At 64.5% G+C, this 20,470-nt stretch carries 19 protein-coding genes; 5 read left to right on the top strand and 14 right to left on the bottom strand.

Annotation, left to right across the window (positions count from 1 at the left end; genetic code table 11):
• Positions 1-2 precede the first annotated feature (2 nt).
• Together D779_RS06590 and D779_RS06585 are read right to left on the bottom strand one after the other, a co-directional pair.
• The gene (locus D779_RS06590; protein WP_043751364.1) at positions 3-473 is read right to left on the bottom strand and encodes a MerR family transcriptional regulator; all 471 of its coding nucleotides are present in this window, start codon (positions 471-473) and stop codon (positions 3-5) included.
• A complete protein-coding gene (locus D779_RS06585; RefSeq protein ID WP_043751361.1) occupies positions 470-694 on the bottom strand; it encodes a hypothetical protein in 225 nt (74 codons plus the stop codon). The genes D779_RS06590 and D779_RS06585 overlap by 4 nt, the downstream gene beginning before the upstream one ends.
• Before the next feature lie 317 nt (positions 695-1,011).
• Here D779_RS06585 and acuI point away from each other — a divergent pair, with 317 nt between their 5' ends.
• Both acuI and D779_RS06575 read left to right on the top strand, forming a co-directional pair.
• A complete protein-coding gene (gene acuI, locus D779_RS06580) occupies positions 1,012-1,995 on the top strand; it encodes an acrylyl-CoA reductase (NADPH) (protein ID WP_043751358.1) in 984 nt (327 codons plus the stop codon).
• Positions 1,996-2,395: 400 nt separating this feature from the next.
• The gene (locus D779_RS06575) at positions 2,396-3,613 is read left to right on the top strand and encodes an OprO/OprP family phosphate-selective porin (protein ID WP_232424094.1); all 1,218 of its coding nucleotides are present in this window, start codon (positions 2,396-2,398) and stop codon (positions 3,611-3,613) included.
• A gap of 15 nt (positions 3,614-3,628) precedes the next feature.
• On the opposite strand, the gene D779_RS20990 is transcribed toward D779_RS06575, so the two are convergent.
• The 4 genes from D779_RS20990 to recD2 form a co-directional block, all read right to left on the bottom strand.
• On the bottom strand, positions 3,629-4,462 hold the full coding sequence (locus D779_RS20990; protein WP_052347898.1) for a methyltransferase domain-containing protein: 834 nt from the start codon (positions 4,460-4,462) through the stop codon (positions 3,629-3,631).
• Positions 4,463-4,475: 13 nt separating this feature from the next.
• The gene (locus D779_RS06565; RefSeq protein ID WP_052347897.1) at positions 4,476-5,240 is read right to left on the bottom strand and encodes a PEP-CTERM/exosortase system-associated acyltransferase; all 765 of its coding nucleotides are present in this window, start codon (positions 5,238-5,240) and stop codon (positions 4,476-4,478) included.
• A gap of 253 nt (positions 5,241-5,493) precedes the next feature.
• A complete protein-coding gene (locus D779_RS06560) occupies positions 5,494-6,474 on the bottom strand; it encodes a DUF2333 family protein (protein WP_232424093.1) in 981 nt (326 codons plus the stop codon).
• Between the two features lie 203 nt (positions 6,475-6,677).
• On the bottom strand, positions 6,678-8,864 hold the full coding sequence (recD2, locus tag D779_RS06555) for an SF1B family DNA helicase RecD2 (protein ID WP_043751351.1): 2,187 nt from the start codon (positions 8,862-8,864) through the stop codon (positions 6,678-6,680).
• Between the two features lie 295 nt (positions 8,865-9,159).
• On the opposite strand from recD2, the gene D779_RS06550 reads away from it, so the two are divergent.
• Positions 9,160-10,389 (top strand): MFS transporter, encoded by a 1,230-nt coding sequence (locus D779_RS06550; RefSeq protein ID WP_043751348.1) that lies wholly within the window; start codon positions 9,160-9,162, stop codon positions 10,387-10,389.
• Positions 10,390-10,585: 196 nt separating this feature from the next.
• Positions 10,586-12,622 (top strand): methyl-accepting chemotaxis protein, encoded by a 2,037-nt coding sequence (locus D779_RS06545; RefSeq protein ID WP_043751345.1) that lies wholly within the window; start codon positions 10,586-10,588, stop codon positions 12,620-12,622.
• 11 nt (positions 12,623-12,633) lie between these two features.
• Here the strand turns inward: D779_RS06545 and D779_RS06540 are convergent, their stop codons facing one another.
• From D779_RS06540 to D779_RS06520, 5 genes are all read right to left on the bottom strand, one after another.
• Positions 12,634-13,470 (bottom strand): Cof-type HAD-IIB family hydrolase, encoded by an 837-nt coding sequence (locus D779_RS06540; RefSeq protein ID WP_052347896.1) that lies wholly within the window; start codon positions 13,468-13,470, stop codon positions 12,634-12,636.
• Positions 13,467-14,834, bottom strand: a complete 1,368-nt coding sequence (locus D779_RS06535; protein WP_043751341.1) for a GH1 family beta-glucosidase — start codon at positions 14,832-14,834, stop codon at positions 13,467-13,469. The genes D779_RS06540 and D779_RS06535 overlap by 4 nt, the downstream gene beginning before the upstream one ends.
• Positions 14,835-14,925: 91 nt before the next feature.
• Positions 14,926-15,258 carry a DMT family transporter gene (locus D779_RS06530; protein ID WP_043751338.1) on the bottom strand — a complete coding sequence of 111 codons (333 nt, stop codon included), beginning with the start codon at positions 15,256-15,258 and terminating at the stop codon, positions 14,926-14,928.
• Positions 15,259-15,295: 37 nt separating this feature from the next.
• Positions 15,296-16,654, bottom strand: coding sequence for a YecA family protein (locus D779_RS22790; protein WP_043751335.1), 1,359 nt, complete (start codon positions 16,652-16,654; stop codon positions 15,296-15,298).
• Positions 16,655-16,725: 71 nt separating this feature from the next.
• Entirely contained in the window at positions 16,726-17,163 is a 438-nt protein-coding gene (locus tag D779_RS06520) for a DUF29 domain-containing protein (RefSeq protein WP_043751422.1), read from the bottom strand.
• A 578-nt stretch (positions 17,164-17,741) separates the two neighbouring features.
• Here D779_RS06520 and D779_RS06515 point away from each other — a divergent pair.
• Positions 17,742-18,671, top strand: a complete 930-nt coding sequence (locus D779_RS06515) for a DNA ligase (protein WP_232424092.1) — start codon at positions 17,742-17,744, stop codon at positions 18,669-18,671.
• A gap of 45 nt (positions 18,672-18,716) precedes the next feature.
• Here the strand turns inward: D779_RS06515 and D779_RS06510 are convergent, their stop codons facing one another.
• The 3 genes from D779_RS06510 to D779_RS22145 all read right to left on the bottom strand — a co-directional run bounded on the left by D779_RS06510 (position 18,717) and on the right by D779_RS22145 (position 20,455).
• Positions 18,717-19,280, bottom strand: a complete 564-nt coding sequence (locus tag D779_RS06510) for a peptidylprolyl isomerase (RefSeq protein ID WP_081763366.1) — start codon at positions 19,278-19,280, stop codon at positions 18,717-18,719.
• Between the two features lie 136 nt (positions 19,281-19,416).
• Positions 19,417-19,872: a rhodanese-like domain-containing protein gene (locus tag D779_RS06505; RefSeq protein ID WP_043751332.1), complete on the bottom strand. Its 456-nt coding sequence runs from the start codon at positions 19,870-19,872 to the stop codon at positions 19,417-19,419.
• A gap of 271 nt (positions 19,873-20,143) precedes the next feature.
• On the bottom strand, positions 20,144-20,455 hold the full coding sequence (locus D779_RS22145) for a hypothetical protein (protein WP_198295679.1): 312 nt from the start codon (positions 20,453-20,455) through the stop codon (positions 20,144-20,146).
• Between the last annotated feature and the right edge of the window lie 15 nt (positions 20,456-20,470).

Raw genomic sequence — 20,470 nt, 5'->3', positions numbered from 1 at the left:
TCTCAGCGAGGGACGGCTTCGTCCCACACGACCTGCAGCACGGTGCTGTCCTCGACGCCGACGCTCGCGGGACATGCGTCGCAGATTGGGCGTGCCGGCCGTCGTCGGCAGCCATGGCAGCGCCGTACCAGCGCCAGGGCATGCTCGATGTCCTGGCGCTGGCGCTCGATCGCGCGGACCCGCTCCTCGAGCTCGGCATCCATCTCCATGAGCCGAGAGGCCACCGCACGGCTGGCCTCGTCGCCCGTGCGGCTGGCGGCGCGCAGACCGGCGAGCCCGGCGAGCTGCTGCAGTGAAAAGCCGAGTCGAGCCAGCGCCAGCAGGGCTGCGAAGCGCGCCTCGTCCTCCTCGGTGTAGAGACGGGTGCCGCCGGGAGACCGGCTGGGGTGCACCAGGCCGTTCTCCTCGTAGAACCTCAGGGTCCGCACCGTGGTGCCCAGCCGTTGCGCGATCGCGCCGATCTTGAGACTCATAGATCGACGATCCTGACGTGATAGCCCTGCTCGCGCACCGCTGCGAGAACGCGGTGCGGCGGGGAGCGCTCCGGGTCGGTCGGCAGGAACATCAGATGGGGTTTCTCCGACTGGTGGGTTTCGGCCGAGACGCCCAGCTGGTCGGCGAGCCTGGCGATCAGGTCCTCTCGTGTCTCCGCATCCAGCGATTCTTCGAAATGCAGCAACAGCTCACTGGTCATGGTGGTTTCTCCGCGATGAAGGTTGGCCTAAAATCTAACGCGCGCGTTAGATATTGGTATCTAACGTCAGACTCGTGTATTTGTCAACGATCTGTGTGGTTCATGCCTCCAGCCTTGAATCCTCGTCTCCCGTCGCGAAGATTCTGGAGTCGATGAAGCCATGGGATGCCGGAGCCGGTCGTTGGCGACATTGGCCAGTGGATGGCCGATCTGCGAAATAATGGATGTTCCAGAGAGAGACCGGCCGCCTCGGAGTCGAAAGTGTCCCTCTCGACTCGCGCCCGGGACGGTCCGCCACAAGTCACGAGGAGGTTTGGATGTTCAAGGCACTATTGATCGAGAAGGACGACGCGGGCTATCGCGCCGAGCTGAAAGAGCTGGACGAGTCACGGCTGCCGGAGGGCGATACCCTGATTCGCGTCAGCCACTCCACCCTGAACTACAAGGACGGCCTGGCCATTACCGGCCGGTCGCCTGTGGTCCGCAAGTTTCCGATGGTCCCCGGGATCGATCTGGTCGGGATCGTCGAGGAGACCGCTCACCCCGATTATCGGGTCGGGGATGCCGTGGTGCTGAACGGATGGGGCGTTGGCGAGACGCATTGGGGGGGGTTGGCACAGAAGGCCCGGCTGAACGGAGACTGGCTGGTTCCGCTGCCTGCGGAATTCACGCCTCGGCAGGCGATGGCGATCGGGACCGCGGGCTATACGGCCATGCTGTGCGTCATGGCGCTGGAGCGCCACGGGGTCGAGCCGGAGGATGGCGAGATCCTCGTCACCGGTGCCGCCGGTGGTGTGGGAAGCGTCGCCATCGCGGTTCTCGCCAAGCTGGGCTATCGGGTCGTCGCGGTCACCGGACGCACGGAGGACGCCGACTATCTGGAGCGGCTCGGTGCCGCGGAGATCCTGGAGCGCTCCCAGTTCTCGTCTCCCGGGAAGCCGCTCGGCAAGGAACGCTGGGCGGGGGCCGTCGACGTCGTCGGCAGCCACACGCTGGCGAACGTCTGCGCCACCCTCCAGCGTGGCGGTGTCGTCGCCGCCTGCGGTCTGGCTGGAGGCATGGATTTTCCGGCCACGGTTGCGCCCTTCATTCTGCGTGGCGTCACCCTGGCGGGGATCGACAGCGTCATGTGCCCCAGGCCGCTGCGTATCGAGGCATGGCGCCGTCTCGCGCGGGATCTGGACCTCGATAAGCTCGACGCCATCGGTCATGAGATCGGGCTCGGCGAGGTCATACCCACCGCCACCCGGATTCTGGAGGGACGTATCCGGGGCCGCGTCATCGTCGACGTCGACCGATGAAACCGCTTTCGTCCGTCCTTGCGGATCGGAGGGGTCAAGAAATAGGGCTTGTGGCCGATAGAGTCACCGGGGCCGGTGAATCCCGACTTCTGGCCCTACATCGCTAGCTGTCCTCCTCATCTCTCCCCCGACGAGAGAGCCTCGACCCGGCGGATGCCGGGTCGCTTTTATGTGGCGCTCGGTCGTCTCTGCGATCGGCTTCTTCGCTCCGATCCGATAGGTCCATATGCCGCATCCGATGATGCTCGCGATTCACGCCCGGCGTTGCGCTGCCGACTGCTCTACAATGGGCTTGAACATGCGTGGCGGGATAGGTATGTGCGAATGTGACTGCCGGTTCTTTCCTGTCGGAAGCTATTTACGTCTGCATGGATCCATCTAGATGCCGGAGGGGCGGAAAGTGCACTCGCGATCGGGTTCGGAGATCGGTGGACTCGGAGTCCAGGGCTGCATCCTCATGATGGGAATCTGGGGGAGCTCGTGCCTGGCGAGCGACGATTGGCCCGAGCAATTGCAGCTGCACGGTTTCGCAACCCAGGGATACATACTGACGACGGGCAACAGCTTCTTCGGCGATACCATCACCGGGGGGGATTTCGACTTCCGCGAATTGGGGCTCAACGCCTCCTGGCGCTTCAAGCCGGGTCTGCAGATCTCGGCGCAGGCCGTGTCGCGTCTGGCCGGGGAGACCGATGACGGAGACCTGAGGCTGGATTTCGGCTTCATCGACTATCGCTTCATGGAGAGCCGCGAGATGCTGGTGGGCGCGCGGGCGGGCCGTATCCTGAATCCGCTCGGCTTCTATATCGATACGCGCGACGTGGCCTTCGCCCGCCCCAGCATCCTGCTGCCTCAGTCGATCTATTTCGACGTCAACCGCAATCTCGCGCTCTCGTTGGACGGCGCGCAGCTCTACGGCGAGCGTCATTTGGAGACGGGCAATCTCTCGCTGCAACTGCAATACGGCTGGCCGCGCGTCGAGGATCCGGACTTCGAGCGCTCCGTCTTCTTCGGGGCCGCACAAGGACGGCTCGATCCCAGGCCGACCTGGCTGGCGCGACTGATCTACGAAACCCCGGACGCGCGATTGCGGTTCGGGATCTCCGGCGGCCAGGTGAACACTGGATACGATCGCGCTGGCCGGGGGGATCCATTCGATTCCGGCCGGTTCCGGTTCGAGCCTCTGATCCTCTCGGCGCAGTACAACGCCAGGCTATGGGATCTCACGGCCGAATACGCGAGACGCTCGGTCAGCCTGCGCGATTTCGGTGCCACCTTTCCCGATGACGGCTTCACCGGGGAGAGTTATTACCTCCAGGGGACCTACAGATTCGCTCCGGACTGGGAGGCGCTGCTGAGATACGACGCGCTCTACTGGGACAAGGAGGACCGCAATGGAACGGCATTCGCCGCGGAGACCGGCCTGCCGGCGTACAGACGGTTCGCCAAGGATCTGACCCTGGGACTGCGTTGGGACGTTACCCCTGCCTTCATGCTGAGGACCGAGTTCCATTACATCGACGGCACCGGCTGGCTCTCCGATTTGGAGAATCCGATCTCCAGCGAAACCGAGCGCTACTGGACCCTCTTCTCGGTGATCGGCTCCTACCGCTTCTGATTTCCCTTGATGACATCATCCCCGGCCGTGTCTGTCGCCTTCGACGCGTCCCAGCGCCAGCACCATGCTCATGCAGCCGAATCCGGTTTCCTTCCGCGCCGCCTCTTCCTGTTCGAGGCGCCAGCGGTCGAGTTCCAGCCGGGTCACGGCTCCCGCCTCGAGCGCATCCCGTTCCACCTCGTCCAGCTTGGTGAGGTATCCGAGCAGTCCGGTGTCGCCGAGGATGACGACCGGTAGCACCTGGATCTCGATATCGGTCATTCCGCATGTCTTGAACAGCCTGAACAGCTGCCGGCCCGAATAGCCATTGCTCAAGAGCCGCTCGGAGCGGAAGCGCGCGAGCTTGCGCTCGACCTCGATCTCCTGGGTGTCGATCGAAAGGCTGCCCCAGTCCGAATCCACCACCAGGATCCGGCCTTCCGGACGCACGACCCTCTGCATCTCGCGCAGGGCGCGCGCAGGATCGTCCAGATGGATGAAGAGCCGTTCGCAGCGGCAGACGTCGACGCTGTCCGTGTCCAGCGCCAGGGCACAGGCATCGCCCGTCTGGTGGTGCACACGGCCGGCCAGTCCGGCCGCGTGCGCGCGGGCGTTGGCCGCTTCGACCATCGCCGGATCCGCGTCCACGCCGAGGACGCGTCCATCCGCTCCGACCGGCTCGGCCATGGCCAGGGTATCGATCCCTGGTCCGCAACCGACGTCCAGCACGTGCTGGCCGGGGGAGAGTCCCAGCATTTCATAGCTGAGTCTCTTGACGGGGCGGAGAAGGTCCCCCGCTTTGTCGAGATAGATGGGCGGGACATAGCCCGGGGACCGCCCCCCGGATTCGGAGGATAGCCTTGGTTCCATCGCGAGCGCTCCATCAGACATCGAGGGTTGCCGGCTCGTTCGTGGGGGCGTTGTCGAACAGTTGCCGGTCGACGAGCCGGAAGAGATCGCGAACCTGGGGCGGCATCGGTTCTATCGCGCTCTCGCGCGGCAGCACGAAGGCCGCGCGCGGGCCGTGATGTTCGACCAGATCGCCCGTCTGGACGAAGAGGATGCCGAAACGGCGCAGCAGCCTCGCCAGGCGCGGCTCCATCATGGCGAAGGTGAAATCGGTCCGGCTGCGTAGAAACATGGAAATCCCGGCCATGAAGAGGCCGAGAGGAATGCAGGGAAACTCGCTGCGCTGGTCTTGGTCCTCGACCGCATCCTTTTCGGGCAGACTGATAGGCCGTTTGTCGTCCTTGCGGCGCCGGCGGAAGGATTCCAGCACGGCGAGCCGCGACAGCTCGCCGAAGCGCGTCCTTGGCAACCGATGCGGATCGATGATGGCGTCGGGTCGCGTCGCGGAGACGCGCTCGAAAGGGAGCGGCCGCTTGCCGTCATCCCAATCGGCCCGGATGAAGCGCACGCATCCGACCGAGGCGCGGGTCGCCCGGTGGATCATGAGGCAGTGCAGCGCCGCTTGGTCGTACTCGTCCCGTTCCTTGAGGTCCGGAAAGTGCGACTTGTCTTCGTAGCGGAATTCTTCGCAATAGACCTGGTAGCGGATGCGGAAGATCTGGTCGAGCAGGTCATGATGCCGCGCGAGTCTGAGTTCGAAGTGTTTGTCGAAAGTTGCGGCGAGGTCGTTCTGTTCCATGGCTTCGCCCCTGAATATGGCAAACGATTCCCGGTTCGCTCGGAAGTTACACTAAATGATGGTTTTGGGCGAGGTCGTCCGTCCTCGATCCTCTCGCCAGGAATCCGATCCATGGCGCGGGGCCGCCATCCGGGGACGGGTTCGAGGGCCGCGGCTCCGGCTGGAGTTGGGCCTCGCTGAAGTCGAAATAGATGCCGTAGAGCGCGGGGATGTCGCCGCCGGTGGCTCGCCGGGACGAGCCACCGATTCGGGATCAACCCTCCTTGAGGAGGATCTTGAGGTCCAGCACCGAGGCATTCACCCGCGAGATGTAGGAGGCGATGGTCAAGGAATGGTTGGCGAGCAGACCGTAGCCGTCCCCGTTGAGGATGATGGGACTGGACATGGCGCGGGTCGCGCCCTCCAGGTCGGCGATGATCTGGCTCACCAGTTCCTGCGCGTTCTTGGTCGCCAGGGTGTCGCGGAAGTCGATCTGGATGCCCTGCATGATGTGCAGCAGGGCCCAGCTGTAGCCTCGGGTGCAGTAGAAGACGTCGTCGACCTCGTTCCAGGGCGTGCGCGGGCGCTCGGCGGTATCCCCGGCCATGTCCGAGGAAATTTCCTGCCGCGGCGCGATTGCGTAAGTCAGCGCCGGGTCGGAGACGCTGGAGCTGAGTCGGCTGCCCTGGTGGCCGAGACGCTTCTCGATCACGTCGAGGTAGTCGGCCAGGTTGTCCGCCCGGGCATGGAAGGACTTGGGTCCGCTCGTGCTGGTGCCGAGCGTTTCGCGATACCGCTTCAATGCCTCGATGCCCTCTCGGTATTCGTCCTCCGCCGAGGGGAACATCCAGGCCTTGGGGTCGATCGCGAACTGCAGATCGGCGCGCTTGACGTCATCGTCCTCGAGCGACTGGCTCTGGGAGCGGCTGAAGTCGTTTCGGAGCGAGCGCACCGCGTCGCGCAGCGCCATGAGAGAGCCGCACTCCCAGTTGGGACAGTTGTCGAGGAAGGAGCCGGGGGGCGCGATGTCGTTGTGCAGGAATCCGCCCGGCTTGTCGAGCAGCGTCTCGCCGATCTCGATGACGGACGAGACCAGCGCCGTGCCGGGCACCGGCGTTCCGTCGCTGCGGATCGCGGACTCCGGAAGGCGCTCGGTCACCTTGAAGGTCTCCGGCTGATTGCACCAGTAGAGCGCGAGCCCGAGGACGACGAGGATGTAGAGACCGAATCCGCCGGCGAGAATCGCCAGGGTCATTTTGATCCAGGAGCGGGGCGACCTGGATGAGTGAGACCGATTCGGAGACTGAGGGCTGGCTGGGGCTTGATGATCGTTCATATGACTGGGGTCCGTGTGACGATGCGTCTGCCGCATTCGAGGGTGAATTTGAGATTCAATACATTATAAATTTCTAATGTATTGATAATTGAGATCCAGCAATTCCCCTGATTTCGTCATGGTCAAGCCCGCTCTTCCATCAGCCTCCATCTCAGCTTGGTCAGCCGTTTGCTCGATCCGGTCTGCTTGACGGCCATGCCGAGCGCCTTGGGCTGGGCGATGAGCACGACCAGACGCTTCCCCCGGGTCACCGCCGTATAGAGCAGGTTGCGCTGCAGCAGCGTGAAGTGCTGTGTCGCAAGCGGGATGACGACGGCCGGGTATTCGGAGCCCTGGGCCTTGTGGACGCTGGTGGCGTAGGCGAGTGCCACCTCGTCCAGCTCGCCGGTCTCGTAGACGACCTGACGGCCGTCGAAGTCGATGGTCAGCAGGCCTTCTTCGATGTCGATCGAGCGGATGCGGCCGATGTCGCCGTTGAAGACCTCCTTGTCGTAGTCGTTGACCAGCTGGATGACCTTGTCGCCCGGGGCATAGGTCCAGCCGAAGCGCTCGATGCGCGGCTGGGCGTCCGGATTGAGCGCGCCCTGAAGCGCCACGTTGAGCGCCCGCGAGCCCAGTCCGCCCCGGTTCATGGGGGTCAATACCTGGACGTCGCGGACCGGATCGAGACCGAAGCGACTGGGGATGCGCTCGGTGACGACCCGCATCAGCCGGTCGTGGATGTCCTCCGGCGTGTCGCAGCGGATCAGATAGAAGTCGCTGTCCGGACGCGCGGCGTCCGGGGGTTCGGGCATCCGCCCGGCGTTGATGCGGTGCGCGTTGACCACGATCCGCGAGGCGGCGGCCTGGCGGAAGATCTCGGTGAGCCGCACGGTCGGCACGGCGCCCGAGCCGATGAGATCGGCGAGCACCGCCCCCGGTCCGACCGAGGGCAGCTGGTCGACGTCGCCGACCAGGAGCAGGGCGGCCCGGGTCGGTACCGCGCGCAGCAGCTGATTCATGAGTACCAGATCGACCATGGAGACCTCGTCGACCACCAGCAGGTCGGTGTCGAGCGGACTGTACTGGTCGCGCTTGAAGCCCATGACCTGTGGGTCGAATTCCAGTAGCCGATGGATGGTTCGAGCCTCGCCCCCGGTCGACTCCGATAGACGCTTGGCGGCGCGTCCGGTCGGGGTGCACAGCAGCACCTCGACGCCCTTGGCCCTGAGGATGCGCAGGATGCCGTTGACCACCGTGGTCTTGCCCACGCCAGGACCGCCGGTGATGATGGTGACCTTGCCCGAGACGGCCGTGGCGACGGCGGCGCGCTGCGACTCGGACAGCTCGAGTCCGGTCTGGGCCTCGACCCAGGGCAGCGCCTTTTCGACGTCGATGCGGCCCCAAGGCGGCGGGTCGAGCTGGAGCCGCTCCAGACCGCGGGCGACGCCGATCTCGGCGCGCTGCAAGGGGGCGAGGAAGAGCGCGGGCCGATCCTCGATCGGCTCGGCGATCAGGCGCTCCTCGGCCAGCTCGGTCCGGATGGCCTCCTGGATGATGGGTTCGGGAATCTCCAGCAGTGCGCAGGACTGCTCGACCAGGGTCTCGTGCCAGGCGGCGCAGTGGCCCTCGCCGGCGATCTCCTGGAGCACGTGCCGCACCCCGGCCTGGGCGCGGATCGGCGAGTCGTGGGGGATGCCGAGCCGTGCGGCGATGGTGTCGGCGGTCTTGAAGCCGATGCCGTGGATGTCGAGCGCGAGCCGGTAGGGGTTTTCGCGCACCCGCTCGACCGACTGCTCGCCGTAGGTCTTGTAGATACGCACCGCGCGCGCCGTGCCGACCCCGTGCGACTGGAGGAAGACCATGATCTCGCGGATCACCTTCTGCTCGGCCCATGCCTCGGTGACCCGTTTTTGGCGCTTGGGGCCGATGCCGTCCAGCTCCAGCAGGCGCTCCGGGTTGTCCTCGATGACCTCGAAGACCCGCTCGCCGAAGGCGCGTACCAGCTTGCGGGCGAAGTGCGGGCCGATGCCCTTGACCATGCCCGAGCCCAGATAGCGCTCGATGCCGTCGAGCGTGCTCGGCGGGATGATCCGCAGACCCGTCGCCTTGAACTGGAGTCCGTGCTGACGGTCGTTGACCCATCCGCCCTCGGCCTGCAGATATTCGCCCGGCGTGACGCTCGCGGCCGAGCCGACGACGGTGATCAGCTCGCGCTCGCCCCGCACCTTGACCCTCAGCACGCAGAAGCCGCTCTCCGGGCTGTGGAAGGTGACGCGCTCGACGGATCCGCTGAGACGCTCGCTGGGTGGCTGTTGCGATTGGGGCATGGGGCTGGATTGTACGGCCGCTCGGCCCCTATATGGACAGTCGCCCGCTCGGCGCCGGGTGCCGGCTCGGTCTCGCAAAAGTCGCGGACCGCCGAGACCATTTCGGCCGCGATCCTCAGCCGGTAGGCGGATTCGATCTGTTTCGATGCTGGCTCGCTTTTCTCCTTGCTTCCAGGCATCGAATATCCGCCGAGCTGGTTTGAGTGGAAATACGCTATCCAACCTTGGCAGACGCGGGGTAATGGGGGTTGTCACTGGAGTACAATAGGGGATTGTACTCCGCCGACCCATCCGCATGATCGCTGCACGAACCCCGGCCTTCTGGCGGGCGACCCTGGCCCTGAGCCTGGGATCGCTGCTGACCTTCGCCAACCTCTATACCCCTCAGCCCCTGCTGCCGCTGTTCAGCGCCACCTGGGGCGTGTCGCCGGTCGACGCCAGTCTGACCGTCTCGCTGACGACCCTGACCCTGAGTCTCTCGCTGCTGGTCTACGGCCCGCTCTCCGATGCCATCGGCCGCCGCGGCATCATGTTCGTGACCATGACGCTGACGACGCTCTGCTCGCTGGCCATGGCCTTCGCCCCCGACTTCTGGTCGCTGCTCGCGCTACGGGCCATCCAGGGGCTGTTCATCGGCGGACTGCTCGCCGTCGCCATGGCCTACATGGGCGACGAATTCGAGCACGACGCCATGGTCCTGGCGGTCGGACTCTACATCAGCGGCAATTCGCTGGGGGGCATCTCGGGCCGGCTCATCAGCGGTGCCGTGGCCTCGGCCTGGGGCTGGCAGGCGAGCTTCCTGGTGACCGGCACGCTGAGCCTCGCCGTCCTGATCCTCTTCATCTGGATGCTGCCGCCGTCGCGCGGCTTCCGGCCCAAACCCCTGCATCCGATCGCCATGCTGGCGGATCTGGGGCGTCATCTGCGCAACCCCGTCATCCTGCTCGCCTGTCTGATCGGCGGACTCAACTTCCTCGTCTTCATCAATCTCTACAGCTACATCACCTATCTGCTGAGCGCGCCGCCCTACGAGCTGTCGCCCGCGGCGCTCGGACTGCTCTTCCTCACCTATCTCTCCGGGACCCTGGCCGCCGGGGTCTCCGGCCGGATCGTGGGCGGGCGGTCGCAGCCATTGGCGATGGCCGCCGGTGTGGTCATCCTCATGAGCGGGACGCTCCTGACCCTGGTCCCGCGGCTCGAGGTCATCATCCTCGGCATGGTGATCAACGCCATCGGATTCTTCTTCACCCATACCCAGGCCGCCGGCTGGGTGAGCCGCAAGGCGGACGGCGCCCGGGCGAGCGCCTCCTCGCTCTATCTGATGTCCTACTACGGCGGGGCCAGCGTCGGGAGCTTCTATCTCGGACCCTTCTGGCACTGGCTCGGCTGGCATGGCGTCGTCCTGGGCGCGCTCGCGATGCTCGGCATCGCCTTCTGCGTCGCCTTGATTCTGAGGCTGCTGGAGCGGCGCGACCGCGCGGCCGTGCCGCCGGATCCCGGACACGACCCGCTGCCGGATCTCTGAGAAACGCGAAGATTGCCTGGGTCTCGGACGTGTTGATCAGTTTGGGACTGCGACGCGCGTATCAGGGTGCCTGTCCTGCGAGCGGAGCGCGGATGCGTTTGCTGGGACGTTCACATGCGTTCTCGTACCAAAGGTCTATTCTGATGCAGCGGAAGGCCCACCTTCCCGCCGTCGATCATCTGCCGAGGACATATCCATGCTGTCTCGTTTCTCCATGATGCAAAAACTCCTGATCACACTGATTCCTGCGACCGCCTTGATCTTGTTGGGGATGCTCATCTTCATTCAGGTCGTTCTGCGTGGCGCGGTGACCGAGGATGCGGTCGAGTCGGTGCGGCTGATGGCGCGCTTCGACGGGCGGGAGATAGAGAATCGGTTCGACGACGAATTGCGCGCCTTGGCCGCACTCGCCGAGGCAGGCAAGGCTCGCGAAGCCATTGCTCCCGAGGAACGTCGAGACTACTTCAATCGGCTGCTATCGATCTATCTAAAGGGTCGTCCCGAGCTCTTGGGCGTCTGGACGGTCTGGGAGCCCGATGCCTTCGATGGCGAGGATGCCAGACATGCGGGGACCGACGGACATGACGCGACCGGTCGGTTCATCCCCTATTGGTATCGGGATGCTCAGACGATCCAGATGGAACCGCTCAAAGGGTACGAGACGCCTGGAGACGGCGACTATTACCTTCTGGCTCGCGATAGCGGCAAGCCGGTCGTTCTGGATCCCTTTGCCTACGAGGTCGGAGGTCAGCAGGTGGCCATGACCTCCATCGTCGTGCCGATCGAGGAGTCCGGCCGGGTGGCTGGTGTCGTGGGAGCCGATATCTCCCTCGCCGCGATCAAGGAGTTCGTCGGATCGAAGCGTCATTTCGGCGGTATCACAGCGCTTTTCGGTCACGATGGCGAGGTGATCTCCCATCCGGATGCCGCGCGGATCGGCAAGAATGTGGCCGGGGCCGAACAGGATACCTTGGGCGAGGATCTCGCACGATTCGTCGAGGCGCTCGAACAGGGCAAACCCTTCACCGCGATCCGTGATAGCGATCTCTTCGACGGCGATGGTCTGCTGCTCACCGAACCGCTCACCCTGGCCGGAAGGCAGGGGCAGTGGTCCATCGGCATGACATTGCCGTTCAGGAACGTGTTGGCTGAGACGAATGCGCTCCTCATGAAGCTCCTGTTGATCGGGGTCTTCGGCGTCGCCTTGATGGTCGGTGTGATCTGGATCCTGGGACAGACCCTTACGCGACCCTTGCGGCGGGTGGTCGGAGCCTTGTCCGACATCGCCAGCGGAGAGGGCGACCTCACCCAACGTCTGCCGGTCGAAGGCAGGGACGAGATCGCATTGCTATCGTCCAACTTCAATGATTTCGTCGCCAAGATCCATGATCTGGTCGCCCAGGTCATGGGGGCGACCACTCAGCTTGCGGCGGCCTCCGAGCAGCTCAGCATGACCAGCGAAGGCACCCGCGAGCATGTGCAGCGTCAGCAGGGCGAGACGGATCAGGTGGCGACGGCCATGAACGAGATGACGGCGACCGTGCAGGAGATCGCCGCCCATGCCAACAATGCGGCCCAGGCCGCGCGCGAGGCGGATCAGGAGGCCAGAAACGGGGGCGAGGTGGTGCGCGAGACCATCGACGCCATCGGGGCATTGGCCCGCCAGGTCGAAGGGGCCGCCGAGGTGATCCACCGTCTCGAGGCCGACAGCGACGAGATCGGCAAGGTTCTCGACGTGATCCGGGGCGTCGCGGAGCAGACCAATCTGCTTGCGCTCAACGCGGCGATCGAGGCGGCACGTGCCGGCGAGCAGGGTCGCGGATTCGCTGTGGTTGCCGCCGAAGTGCGCAGTCTGGCCTCGCGCACCCAGGATTCGACCAAGGAGATCCAGACGATGATCGAGCGTCTCCAGGGCGGCGCGAACGAGGCCGTGACCGCGATGCAACAGGGCCAGGCGCGTTCGAACGAGACGGTCGACAGGGCCGCACGCGCCGAGCAGTCGCTCGCGAGCATCGGCGAGTCGATCACCCGAATCAACGACATGAATACCCAGATCGCCAGCGCGGCGGAGGAACAGAGTGCGGTCGCCGAGGAGATCGACCGTAATCTGGTCAGCATCGTCCAGTCGGTCGACGGCACCCTCCAGTCTTCGGGCCAGATCGCCTCGTCGAGCGAGGGTCTCGCCAGATTGGCCGCTGACCTGCAGGAGCGTGTCGGGCGGTTCAAGGTGTGATGCGAAGGCGGTCAGAGGTCGATGGCGAAGAGGTTCTGGAGGTAATCCGCGACCGCCTCTTCGGCGTTCGAGCCGATGGATTCCAAGTCGGGTAGCGCCTCCCTCAGTGCCGGGTCGGCATTGGCCATGAGGATGCCCGTGCCGGCATAGCGGAGCATCTCGAGGTCGTTGCGTCCGTCGCCGAAGGCGATGACGTCCGAGGCATTCAGGCCGAGTCGGTCGACCTGGTTCTTCAGTGTCGCGCCCTTGGAGACGCCCTTGGCCATCACCTCCAGCACCAGCGGCATCGCATAGGTGGTGCTGAGCCGATCGCCATGGCGTCTCAGGATCTGGTGCTCCAGCGATTCGAGATAGTCGCTGTCCTCGGAGTAGTAAAAGAGTTTGAGGATGGGGTCGGTTTCGAGCGCATCGAAATCGGCCACTTGGTAGGCGAAGCCTGAGTCCCGGTGATAGTGGAGCAGGTGCGGCTTGGGTGTCTCGACCAGCCAGTCGTCGACGCGATAGAGATTGACATGGGCCCGCTCGAAGATCGGATCCCGCAGCAGGAAGGGGAGACAGTTCCGGTCGATCGGGCGGCAGTGGGTCAGGCGACCTAGGTCGTCGTGGGCCGCCGCGCCGTTGCTGGAGATGAGTCCGCCACGGGTTCCGATCCGCTCGGCGATGCGGCGGATGTCCTGGAAGTGACGTCCCGAGGCGAGCAGGACCTGGACCCCGAGATCCTGGACGGCCCGCAGCACGGCCCGGCTGCGTTCGCCGAGTCGGTGCTCGGCGTTCAACAGGGTGCCGTCGAGATCGCAGACGATCAGCCGATACGGCGGCTGCCTGGACGGGGCGTGGCCGGATGTCATGTCACCAGCCCCGATTCCTGTTCGAGATTCTCGCCATTGCTGCGGATCACCTCGCTGTAGAAGCGCGCGCTGGTCTTGGGGGTACGCGACTGGTCGTCCGGATCGACTCGGATCAGGCCGAAGTGCTTGGAATAGCCCTGGGTCCATTCGAAGCCGTCGAGCAGCGACCAGACGAAATAGCCGCGCAGGTCGGCCCCGGCCGCGATGGCGCGCCGCGCGGCGCGCAGATGCGAGCGCAGGAAGCCGATGCGCTCCGGGTCCTCCACCTCGCCCTCCACCGGGGGCGTGTTGGTGAAGGCGGCTCCGTTCTCGGTGATGAAGAGCGGGATTCGGCCGTAGCGGTCCTTGAACCAGACCAGCGCTTCGATCAGACCCTGGGGATAGATCTCCCAGCCCATCTCGCTGTCGAAGGATCCGGGCATGCGGATACGGCTGGCGCCGAATGGCTTGGCGTTGGGATCGGCCCGCACCAGACCGCGGCTGTAGTAGTTCACCCCGATGAAATCCGTCTTGGTCCGGATGCGTTCGAGGTCCGCCGGATCGATCTCGGGCCAGGCCGCGCCGAAGGCCGAGATCAGCTCCTCCGGATAGTGCCCGAGCAACAGCGGATCCAGGAACCAGCGGTTGACATAGGCGTCGCGCCGGATCGCAGCGGCCTTGTCCTCGTCGCTGCGGCTGGCCGGATGCTGAGGCTCGAGATCCACGGCCAGACCGATGGATTGCTTGCCGATCGAGCGGTAGACGTCGACCGCCCGGGCATGGGCCAGGAGCAGGTTGTGGGCGACCCTCGGGGCCTCGTAGAGGTCGCGATGCCCGGGGGCCAGGGTGCCCTCCAGATGGCCCTGGGCGGCGATCGACCAGGGCGAGCTGAAGGTGATCCAGTGACCGACCCGGTCGTCGAGCGCCTGGAACAGCACCTCGGCATAGTCGGCGAACCATTGGGGGCTGTCGGGGTTCAGCCAGCCGCCGCGATCCTGGAGTGCCGCCGGCAGGTCCCAGTGGTACAGGGTCACCACCGGCTTGATGCCCTTCTCCATCAGCGCGTCGATCAGGTGCTGGTAGACGTCCAGGCCCAGGGTGTTGATGATCCCGTGACCGCCCATGATGATCCGGCTCCAGGGGATGCTGAAGCGGTAGGCCTGCAGACCCAGCTGGGCCATCAATTCCACGTCTTCCCGGAAGCGCCGATAGTGGTCGCTGCCCATGTCGCCGGTATCGCCGCTGGCAATCCACCCGGGGGTGTGGGTGAAGCGGTCCCAGATGCTGGGCTCGGCGTTGTCGGCGAGCGGACTGCCCTCGATCTGATAGGCGCAGGTCGCCGCGCCCCAGAGAAAGCCTTCCGGAAACTTGCGGTCTTGGATCATGCTCGGCCTCCATTCATCTCGATTTGGCGTGCTGACGTCTCTCGGTGTCACTGAAGATATGGGGCGTATTCGGTTTGTGCATCCCGTCCGGCTAATATCCGGCGGATTTCGAGAAGAGATTCAGCACCAGGACCCCGCCCAGGATCATGGCGATCCCGATGACGGCCGCCAGGTCGAGTTTCTGATCGAAGAGGATCCAGCCGGCGATGGTGATGAGCACGATGCCGACGCCCGACCAGACCGCGTAGGAGATGCCGACCGGAATGGTCTTGAGCGTCTTGGACAGGAGATAGAAGGCCGCGCCATAGCCGACCACCACTACGACGGATGGCCAGAGCCGGGTGAAATCCTCGCTCGCCTTCAATGCAAGGGTCGCGAGGGTTTCGGAGAGGATGGCGAAAAAGAGCAGGATCCAGTCTTTCACGGCAGGGCGTGTCCCCGGCGGGATGGAGGCGATGCACTCATGAAGGGAAGACCTTGAAGGCGCTCACCTCGATGCCCTCCTTCCTCAGCCCATCGCTTGCGGACGTCCACATCTCTTCGCACCAGCGCTGCAGATCGGCGCCCAATTCGGCGGCGATGAATCCCTGATGAACCAGATACTCGGCGAACCAGTACATGGCATTGATCCCGCCCAATGCCTTCACCGGATCCAGTCCGAGCAGCAGTCGCGAGTTGTTGGCCAGGGTCTGGTCGACGAGCTTCTTGGTGAAGATGAAGGGATGGCGCGGCCGCTTGCCTGCTGGAATGCTGTCCAGTAGGTAGTTCAGCACCTGCTGGCGGTAGAACTGGGTCTTCATCCAGCTGAAGCTCTTGTCTCTGTGCAGCCATCCCATGAAATTGCGTGTGACGGTGTCGTAATAGCGGCCGATATCTTTCGTGCTGCGGAAGGCGTCGACAAAGCCCGCGTCGAGATCGCCGCCGATCTGATCGAGGATCGCCCCCAGGGTCTCGGGGTCGTACCACTCGTCGCGCAGCGGCGTCCGCAGCGTCTTCAGCCGCTCGACCAATGCGTCCGGATCGGCCGGAGAGCCGCCCTTGTCGAGGTGGTCGGTGCAATAGGCGTAGACGAGGATGTCCAGTGCCTTGTCGCCGCGCATGACCTGGGGCGAGCGGATGAGCGGATCGTAGGTCGCTTCCAGGAGATCCACGAGCCTCTCGTCGCACTCGTTCACCATGAGGAAATGGATCACCCCGAACAGATTGTCCGGATCTGTATCTGGATATTCCTTGAACCCGTCCAGGTAGGTCTGGATATCGGCACCGCATCCGTGCTCGATGACCGTATGGGCGAGGATGTCGCGATCGAAATAGGCGAAATACTTGAGGTAGGCGGCCGGAAATGTCTGGCGTAGATGCTTCAGGAGATCGATGTAATCGCCGGTCCGCTCGTTTCTGACGAGTTGGGCACCGAGTTCGAACAGAATCTCTTCCAGGCCGAGATTTTCGACCAGATCTGGATGGGTCTGCAGGAAGGCATGGAGATGACCCAGTATCTGGTCCGTGTCCTCCAACTCGTGGTATTCGGACCACCATGCCTCGATCAGGTCTTGCTGTCGCTCGTCGATATTCGGCACGCTCTTGTCGATGGTCTTGGAAACATAGGGCTTCAGGTCGGGCGCGGGCGCTTCCTCGAAGTCCTGAGTCTCCCGGGTATCATCGAATGCGTCGTGGACGACGGGCTCTTCCTCGAACAGCGCCTCGATATCATCCGGGCGCGTATTCTCGAGATGCCGCTTCTCGTCGATCGCGAGGCAGCATTTCTTGTATTTCTTACCGCTGCCGCAGGGGCAGGGATCGTTTCTTCCGGCTTTGCTCATAAAATCTCATGAAAATGGGATGTTGGGGTGATCTGCCTATCCATGGCGAATGGGTCTGCGCTGCTCTGTGTCTACTCGGGCAGCCAGCCCTGATCCAGTACGTCGCTCGCCGGCCAGGGGCAGATATCGGGAAAATCCGAGAAGCCGGTTTCTTGCGCCGCTTGGGCGGTGGCGTCGTCCCAGACTGCCGACCACCAGCCGAAGTCGGCGAGCTTGGGACGCAGGCTGGGTGTCTCGTCCAAACGCCTGGCGATGCCTCGGCGTTGATTGCGGATTGTGATCTGCCAGCTTGCGCCTCGCCGTCCAGGCTGCTTCTGCCACTTCAGTAAATGGGCCAGGAGCAGGGTCATTCGATTGGCCAGTTCGCGCTGCTCGCTCTTGCCCACGTCCTCGATCTCCTCGGCCAGGTGTTCGATATCCAGTTGGTCGAATCGCCCCTCGCGCAGCATTCGAGCCTGGTGGTTGGCCCAGGCGATGATGTCGTCCTCGTAACGTGTGACTCCGGTCATTGTGGTCTCCAGCATCAAGCGCAATCCGGGTTTGATATGCCAGTCGGAGGCTAGTTACTAGATCCGCGAAGGGGTCGATCAGGCCATCCTGATCTTAGATCTTGAGAGGAATGTAACATCCGGGACTTGGCATCGTCTGGGGCCCGGTCGATCGCCAATGGAATCCTGGCTGGGACGACCAATTGGACCATGGCCGCGCAGCTTGAGGTAAGTATTTCCGGACTTAGTCCAAGGCGCTGCATTCGCTCGATCTGCTCTGGTGCTAGAAGTCCTGCCCTTGTCGCCTCTTCGGCCAACGCGTCCGGAATCTGTAACTGTATGATGGTCATGGGTTCCTCCAGCAACACATCGGTGAGCTTACTTCAGTTTCAGGGACTCGCCCATTGTCTCGACCTGATCGTCGAGATGGTCGGATGCCGCTACGGGGATCGACCATTCGGCTTGAGTTCATCCGCTTGGCCGAATCATAGCGAGGGCTGGATATGCTCTGTTGTCAATTCGTGTGCGATTGGGTAGTTTCCTCCCATCTGGTCATGCGCGAGTAGGGAGGGCTATGCATCATGGCGCAGGCAAGGAGGATGTCTTCGGCGGTTTCCTTGATCGCCTTTCTCGTGGTGCTCGATTCGGCCGAGGGGAGTCCGGCGACGCTGGACTTGGATTCTATCTCAGGCGAACCGTCTGGGGCCGAGGCTGCCATTTCAAATCCAAGCCTGCCGAATCCGGTTCACGGGATTCTCAAGCCGGAGCTTCAACTGGCCGAGGTCTATTCCGAGGATATCGATCTCGGCCGCTATTGGGTCAGCGAGAAGTACGACGGGGTGCGCGCCTATTGGGACGGGGCGCGTCTCGTCAGTCGCGGAGGGCACGAGATCCATGCCCCGGAATGGTTCGTCGCCGGCTTTCCGCGCGTGCCGCTGGATGGCGAGCTGTGGTTGCGTCGGGGCGCGTTCGCGCGAGTGTCCGGGACCGTGCGCCAACTGGAGCCCGACGAAGATGCCTGGCGTCAGGTGCGCTTCATGGTCTTCGATCTGCCGGCCTCCAACCTATCCTTCGGACGCCGGTTGGAGTCGCTCCATACGCTGCTCGACAGGATGGAATCGCCCTATCTGGTCGAGGTCGAGCAGGTGCGTCTCCCGGATCGGGACGCGCTCATGGCGCATCTGACCGCCCTGGTCGCCGCTGGCGGCGAGGGGCTGATGCTGCACCGCGATGACGCCGTCTACCGCTCGGGCCGCTCGCCCGATCTCCTCAAGCTCAAGCCCTATCTGGACGCGGAGGCCAGCGTCGTCGGGCATCTTCCCGGACGCGGCAAATATGAGGGGATGTTGGGATCGCTGCTGGTCGAGGACGGTCGCGGTCGGCGCTTTCGGATCGGGACCGGTTTCTCGGACGCCGAGCGGGCCGATCCGCCGCCGCTCGGGAGTTGCGTGACCTTCCGTTATCGCGGGGAGACGAGCCGGGGTCTGCCGCGCTTCGCCAGCTATCTGCGCCCCTGCGACCCCGAGTGAACCGCCCCGACGGATGCCGGGGCGAGGTCTTCCGAATGTCCGGGCTCAGAGCTGACGGCAGTCGGTCATGACGACCGGGCTCTTGGGACGTCCGGAGCGGGTTCCCTGGTCCTCGATGGCGCGCAGCACCGGCATGCCGTCGATCACCTCGCCGAAGACCACGTGACGGCCGTTGAGCCAGGGTGTCGCCTCGACGGTGATGAAGAACTGCGAGCCGTTGGTGTTCGGGCCGGCGTTGGCCATGGCGAGCTGTCCGGGGCCGGTGAAGTCGAGCGCGAAGTTCTCGTCCTCGAAACGCTCGCCATAGATGGACTTGCCGCCGGTGCCGTTGCCGTTGGTGATGTCTCCGCCCTGCACCATGAATCCGGGAATGATGCGATGGAAGGGGCTGTCGGCGTAATCGAGGCCGTCGCCCTTCTCTCCGGTGCAGATCGCGCGGAAGTTCTCGGCGGTCTTGGGCGCGATGTCGGCGAACAGCTCCAGGGTGATGGTCCCGGCCGGCTCGCCGTCGATGCTGACGTCCATGGCGACCTTGGGGTTGTCCGCCATGGCGGTGGTCGCGGATGCGGCCAGGATCAGTGTGGCGCAGAGTGCGGATGGCTTGATCATCTCGGTTCTTTCCTTTGGTGATGGAATCTGGGTGTCTCGTCTTGCGGGCGCCGCCCCTGGGCTCCGAGCGGATCCAGATGGGGCGCCTTGGCATGCTGGTTCCTCGCCGACGGCGAAGACGATGCCCGGGTCGCCCTCAGCAGTCGGAGCAGGACTGGACCGGCAGACCGCGCCGGATCCAGCCCGGCCCGTTCGGGTTGCCGGCCATCCCCTCCTCGACGTCGTAGACATGGGTGAATCCACGCGACAGCAGTTCCTGCTGCATGTATCTGCTGCGGTTGCCGGTGCGACAGATGAGCCCGATGGGAGCAGACTTGTCGCCCCCGACCTCGTCCAGGACGTGCCGGGCGAAGCCGTCTGGCCCCTTGGGATCCTGCATGTCGATGCGGTGGGCCATGGGGGCGACGCCGGTCTGGCGCCATTCAATCGGGGTGCGGACGTCGATGAGCGTGAGTTCGCCTCTGTTCGCCATGTCGAGCGCCTCGGTCGGCGAGATCTGGGGGCCCGCGGCCTGAGCGCAGCCGATGAAGAGCAGGGCGACGCCGAGGAGGAGGCTGGAGAGCGAACGGATGGATCTGTACGGCTTGATCATTGGTTGTCTTCCGAAGGAGATGATACGGGTGCTCGGCCGCCCGGTGGCCGCCGGACCCCAGGATGGGCAGGCGCAGATGATTCTGTACCGAGGCGCTGATTTCAATGGCTATATCGGTTCGATTTCGCGTCGGCGCATGACAGGGAGCGCTGCCGGCGACGCATGTCCACTGCGTCGACGCGAAGGGCGATCCGGACGGGATCGGTCCGCGGGGCGGCGATACGTGGGCACCTGCCGGGAGGCGGCAGGCGCCCACGCCGATGGCCGGTCCTCAGTGGTTCGCGTCCTGGGGCGAGGGTTTGGACTCGAGGGCCTCGCTGGCGGCCTCCAGGCGCGCGGCGGCCTCGCTGGCGGCCTTGGCCAGACCTTCCCGGGCCTGGTCGAGCGCGGTCTGGGCGCGGGCCCCGCTTTGCTGGATGGCGTCGTCGATCTGTCTGCCCGCGCGCTCGGCCGGGCCGGTGGGCGCGACGGGCGGCGGCGGTGGCTCGCTCTGATCGCATCCGGCCGCTGCGGCCAGTATCAAGGCGGCGAGCGCGGCGGCGGCGACTCGAGTCGGGGTGTATTCTCTATCTCGATCCTGCATGGCGTCTTCCTCTGC

Origin of the sequence: Imhoffiella purpurea (assembly GCF_000585215.1) — a bacterium.
Lineage (GTDB): Bacteria > Pseudomonadota > Gammaproteobacteria > Chromatiales > Chromatiaceae > Imhoffiella > Imhoffiella purpurea.
The sequence above is the reverse complement of the archived record's forward strand: the minus strand, read 5'-3'. Positions and strand labels throughout refer to the sequence as shown.

Bases quoted from the DNA above. Each gene is read 5' to 3' on its own strand.
- D779_RS06590 (WP_043751364.1), bottom strand. From the start codon at position 473: ATGAGTCTCAAGATCGGCGCGATCGCGCAACGGCTGGGCACCACGGTG.
- D779_RS06585 (WP_043751361.1), bottom strand. From the start codon at position 694: ATGACCAGTGAGCTGTTGCTGCATTTCGAAGAATCGCTGGATGCGGAG.
- acuI (WP_043751358.1), top strand. From the start codon at position 1,012: ATGTTCAAGGCACTATTGATCGAGAAGGACGACGCGGGCTATCGCGCC.
- D779_RS20990 (WP_052347898.1), bottom strand. From the start codon at position 4,462: ATGGAACCAAGGCTATCCTCCGAATCCGGGGGGCGGTCCCCGGGCTAT.
- D779_RS06565 (WP_052347897.1), bottom strand. From the start codon at position 5,240: ATGGAACAGAACGACCTCGCCGCAACTTTCGACAAACACTTCGAACTC.
- D779_RS06560 (WP_232424093.1), bottom strand. From the start codon at position 6,474: ATGACCCTGGCGATTCTCGCCGGCGGATTCGGTCTCTACATCCTCGTC.
- recD2 (WP_043751351.1), bottom strand. From the start codon at position 8,864: ATGCCCCAATCGCAACAGCCACCCAGCGAGCGTCTCAGCGGATCCGTC.
- D779_RS06550 (WP_043751348.1), top strand. From the start codon at position 9,160: ATGATCGCTGCACGAACCCCGGCCTTCTGGCGGGCGACCCTGGCCCTG.
- D779_RS06545 (WP_043751345.1), top strand. From the start codon at position 10,586: ATGCTGTCTCGTTTCTCCATGATGCAAAAACTCCTGATCACACTGATT.
- D779_RS06540 (WP_052347896.1), bottom strand. From the start codon at position 13,470: ATGACATCCGGCCACGCCCCGTCCAGGCAGCCGCCGTATCGGCTGATC.
- D779_RS06535 (WP_043751341.1), bottom strand. From the start codon at position 14,834: ATGATCCAAGACCGCAAGTTTCCGGAAGGCTTTCTCTGGGGCGCGGCG.
- D779_RS22790 (WP_043751335.1), bottom strand. From the start codon at position 16,654: ATGAGCAAAGCCGGAAGAAACGATCCCTGCCCCTGCGGCAGCGGTAAG.
- D779_RS06520 (WP_043751422.1), bottom strand. From the start codon at position 17,163: ATGACCGGAGTCACACGTTACGAGGACGACATCATCGCCTGGGCCAAC.
- D779_RS06515 (WP_232424092.1), top strand. From the start codon at position 17,742: ATGTCTTCGGCGGTTTCCTTGATCGCCTTTCTCGTGGTGCTCGATTCG.
- D779_RS06510 (WP_081763366.1), bottom strand. From the start codon at position 19,280: ATGATCAAGCCATCCGCACTCTGCGCCACACTGATCCTGGCCGCATCC.
- D779_RS06505 (WP_043751332.1), bottom strand. From the start codon at position 19,872: ATGATCAAGCCGTACAGATCCATCCGTTCGCTCTCCAGCCTCCTCCTC.
- D779_RS22145 (WP_198295679.1), bottom strand. From the start codon at position 20,455: ATGCAGGATCGAGATAGAGAATACACCCCGACTCGAGTCGCCGCCGCC.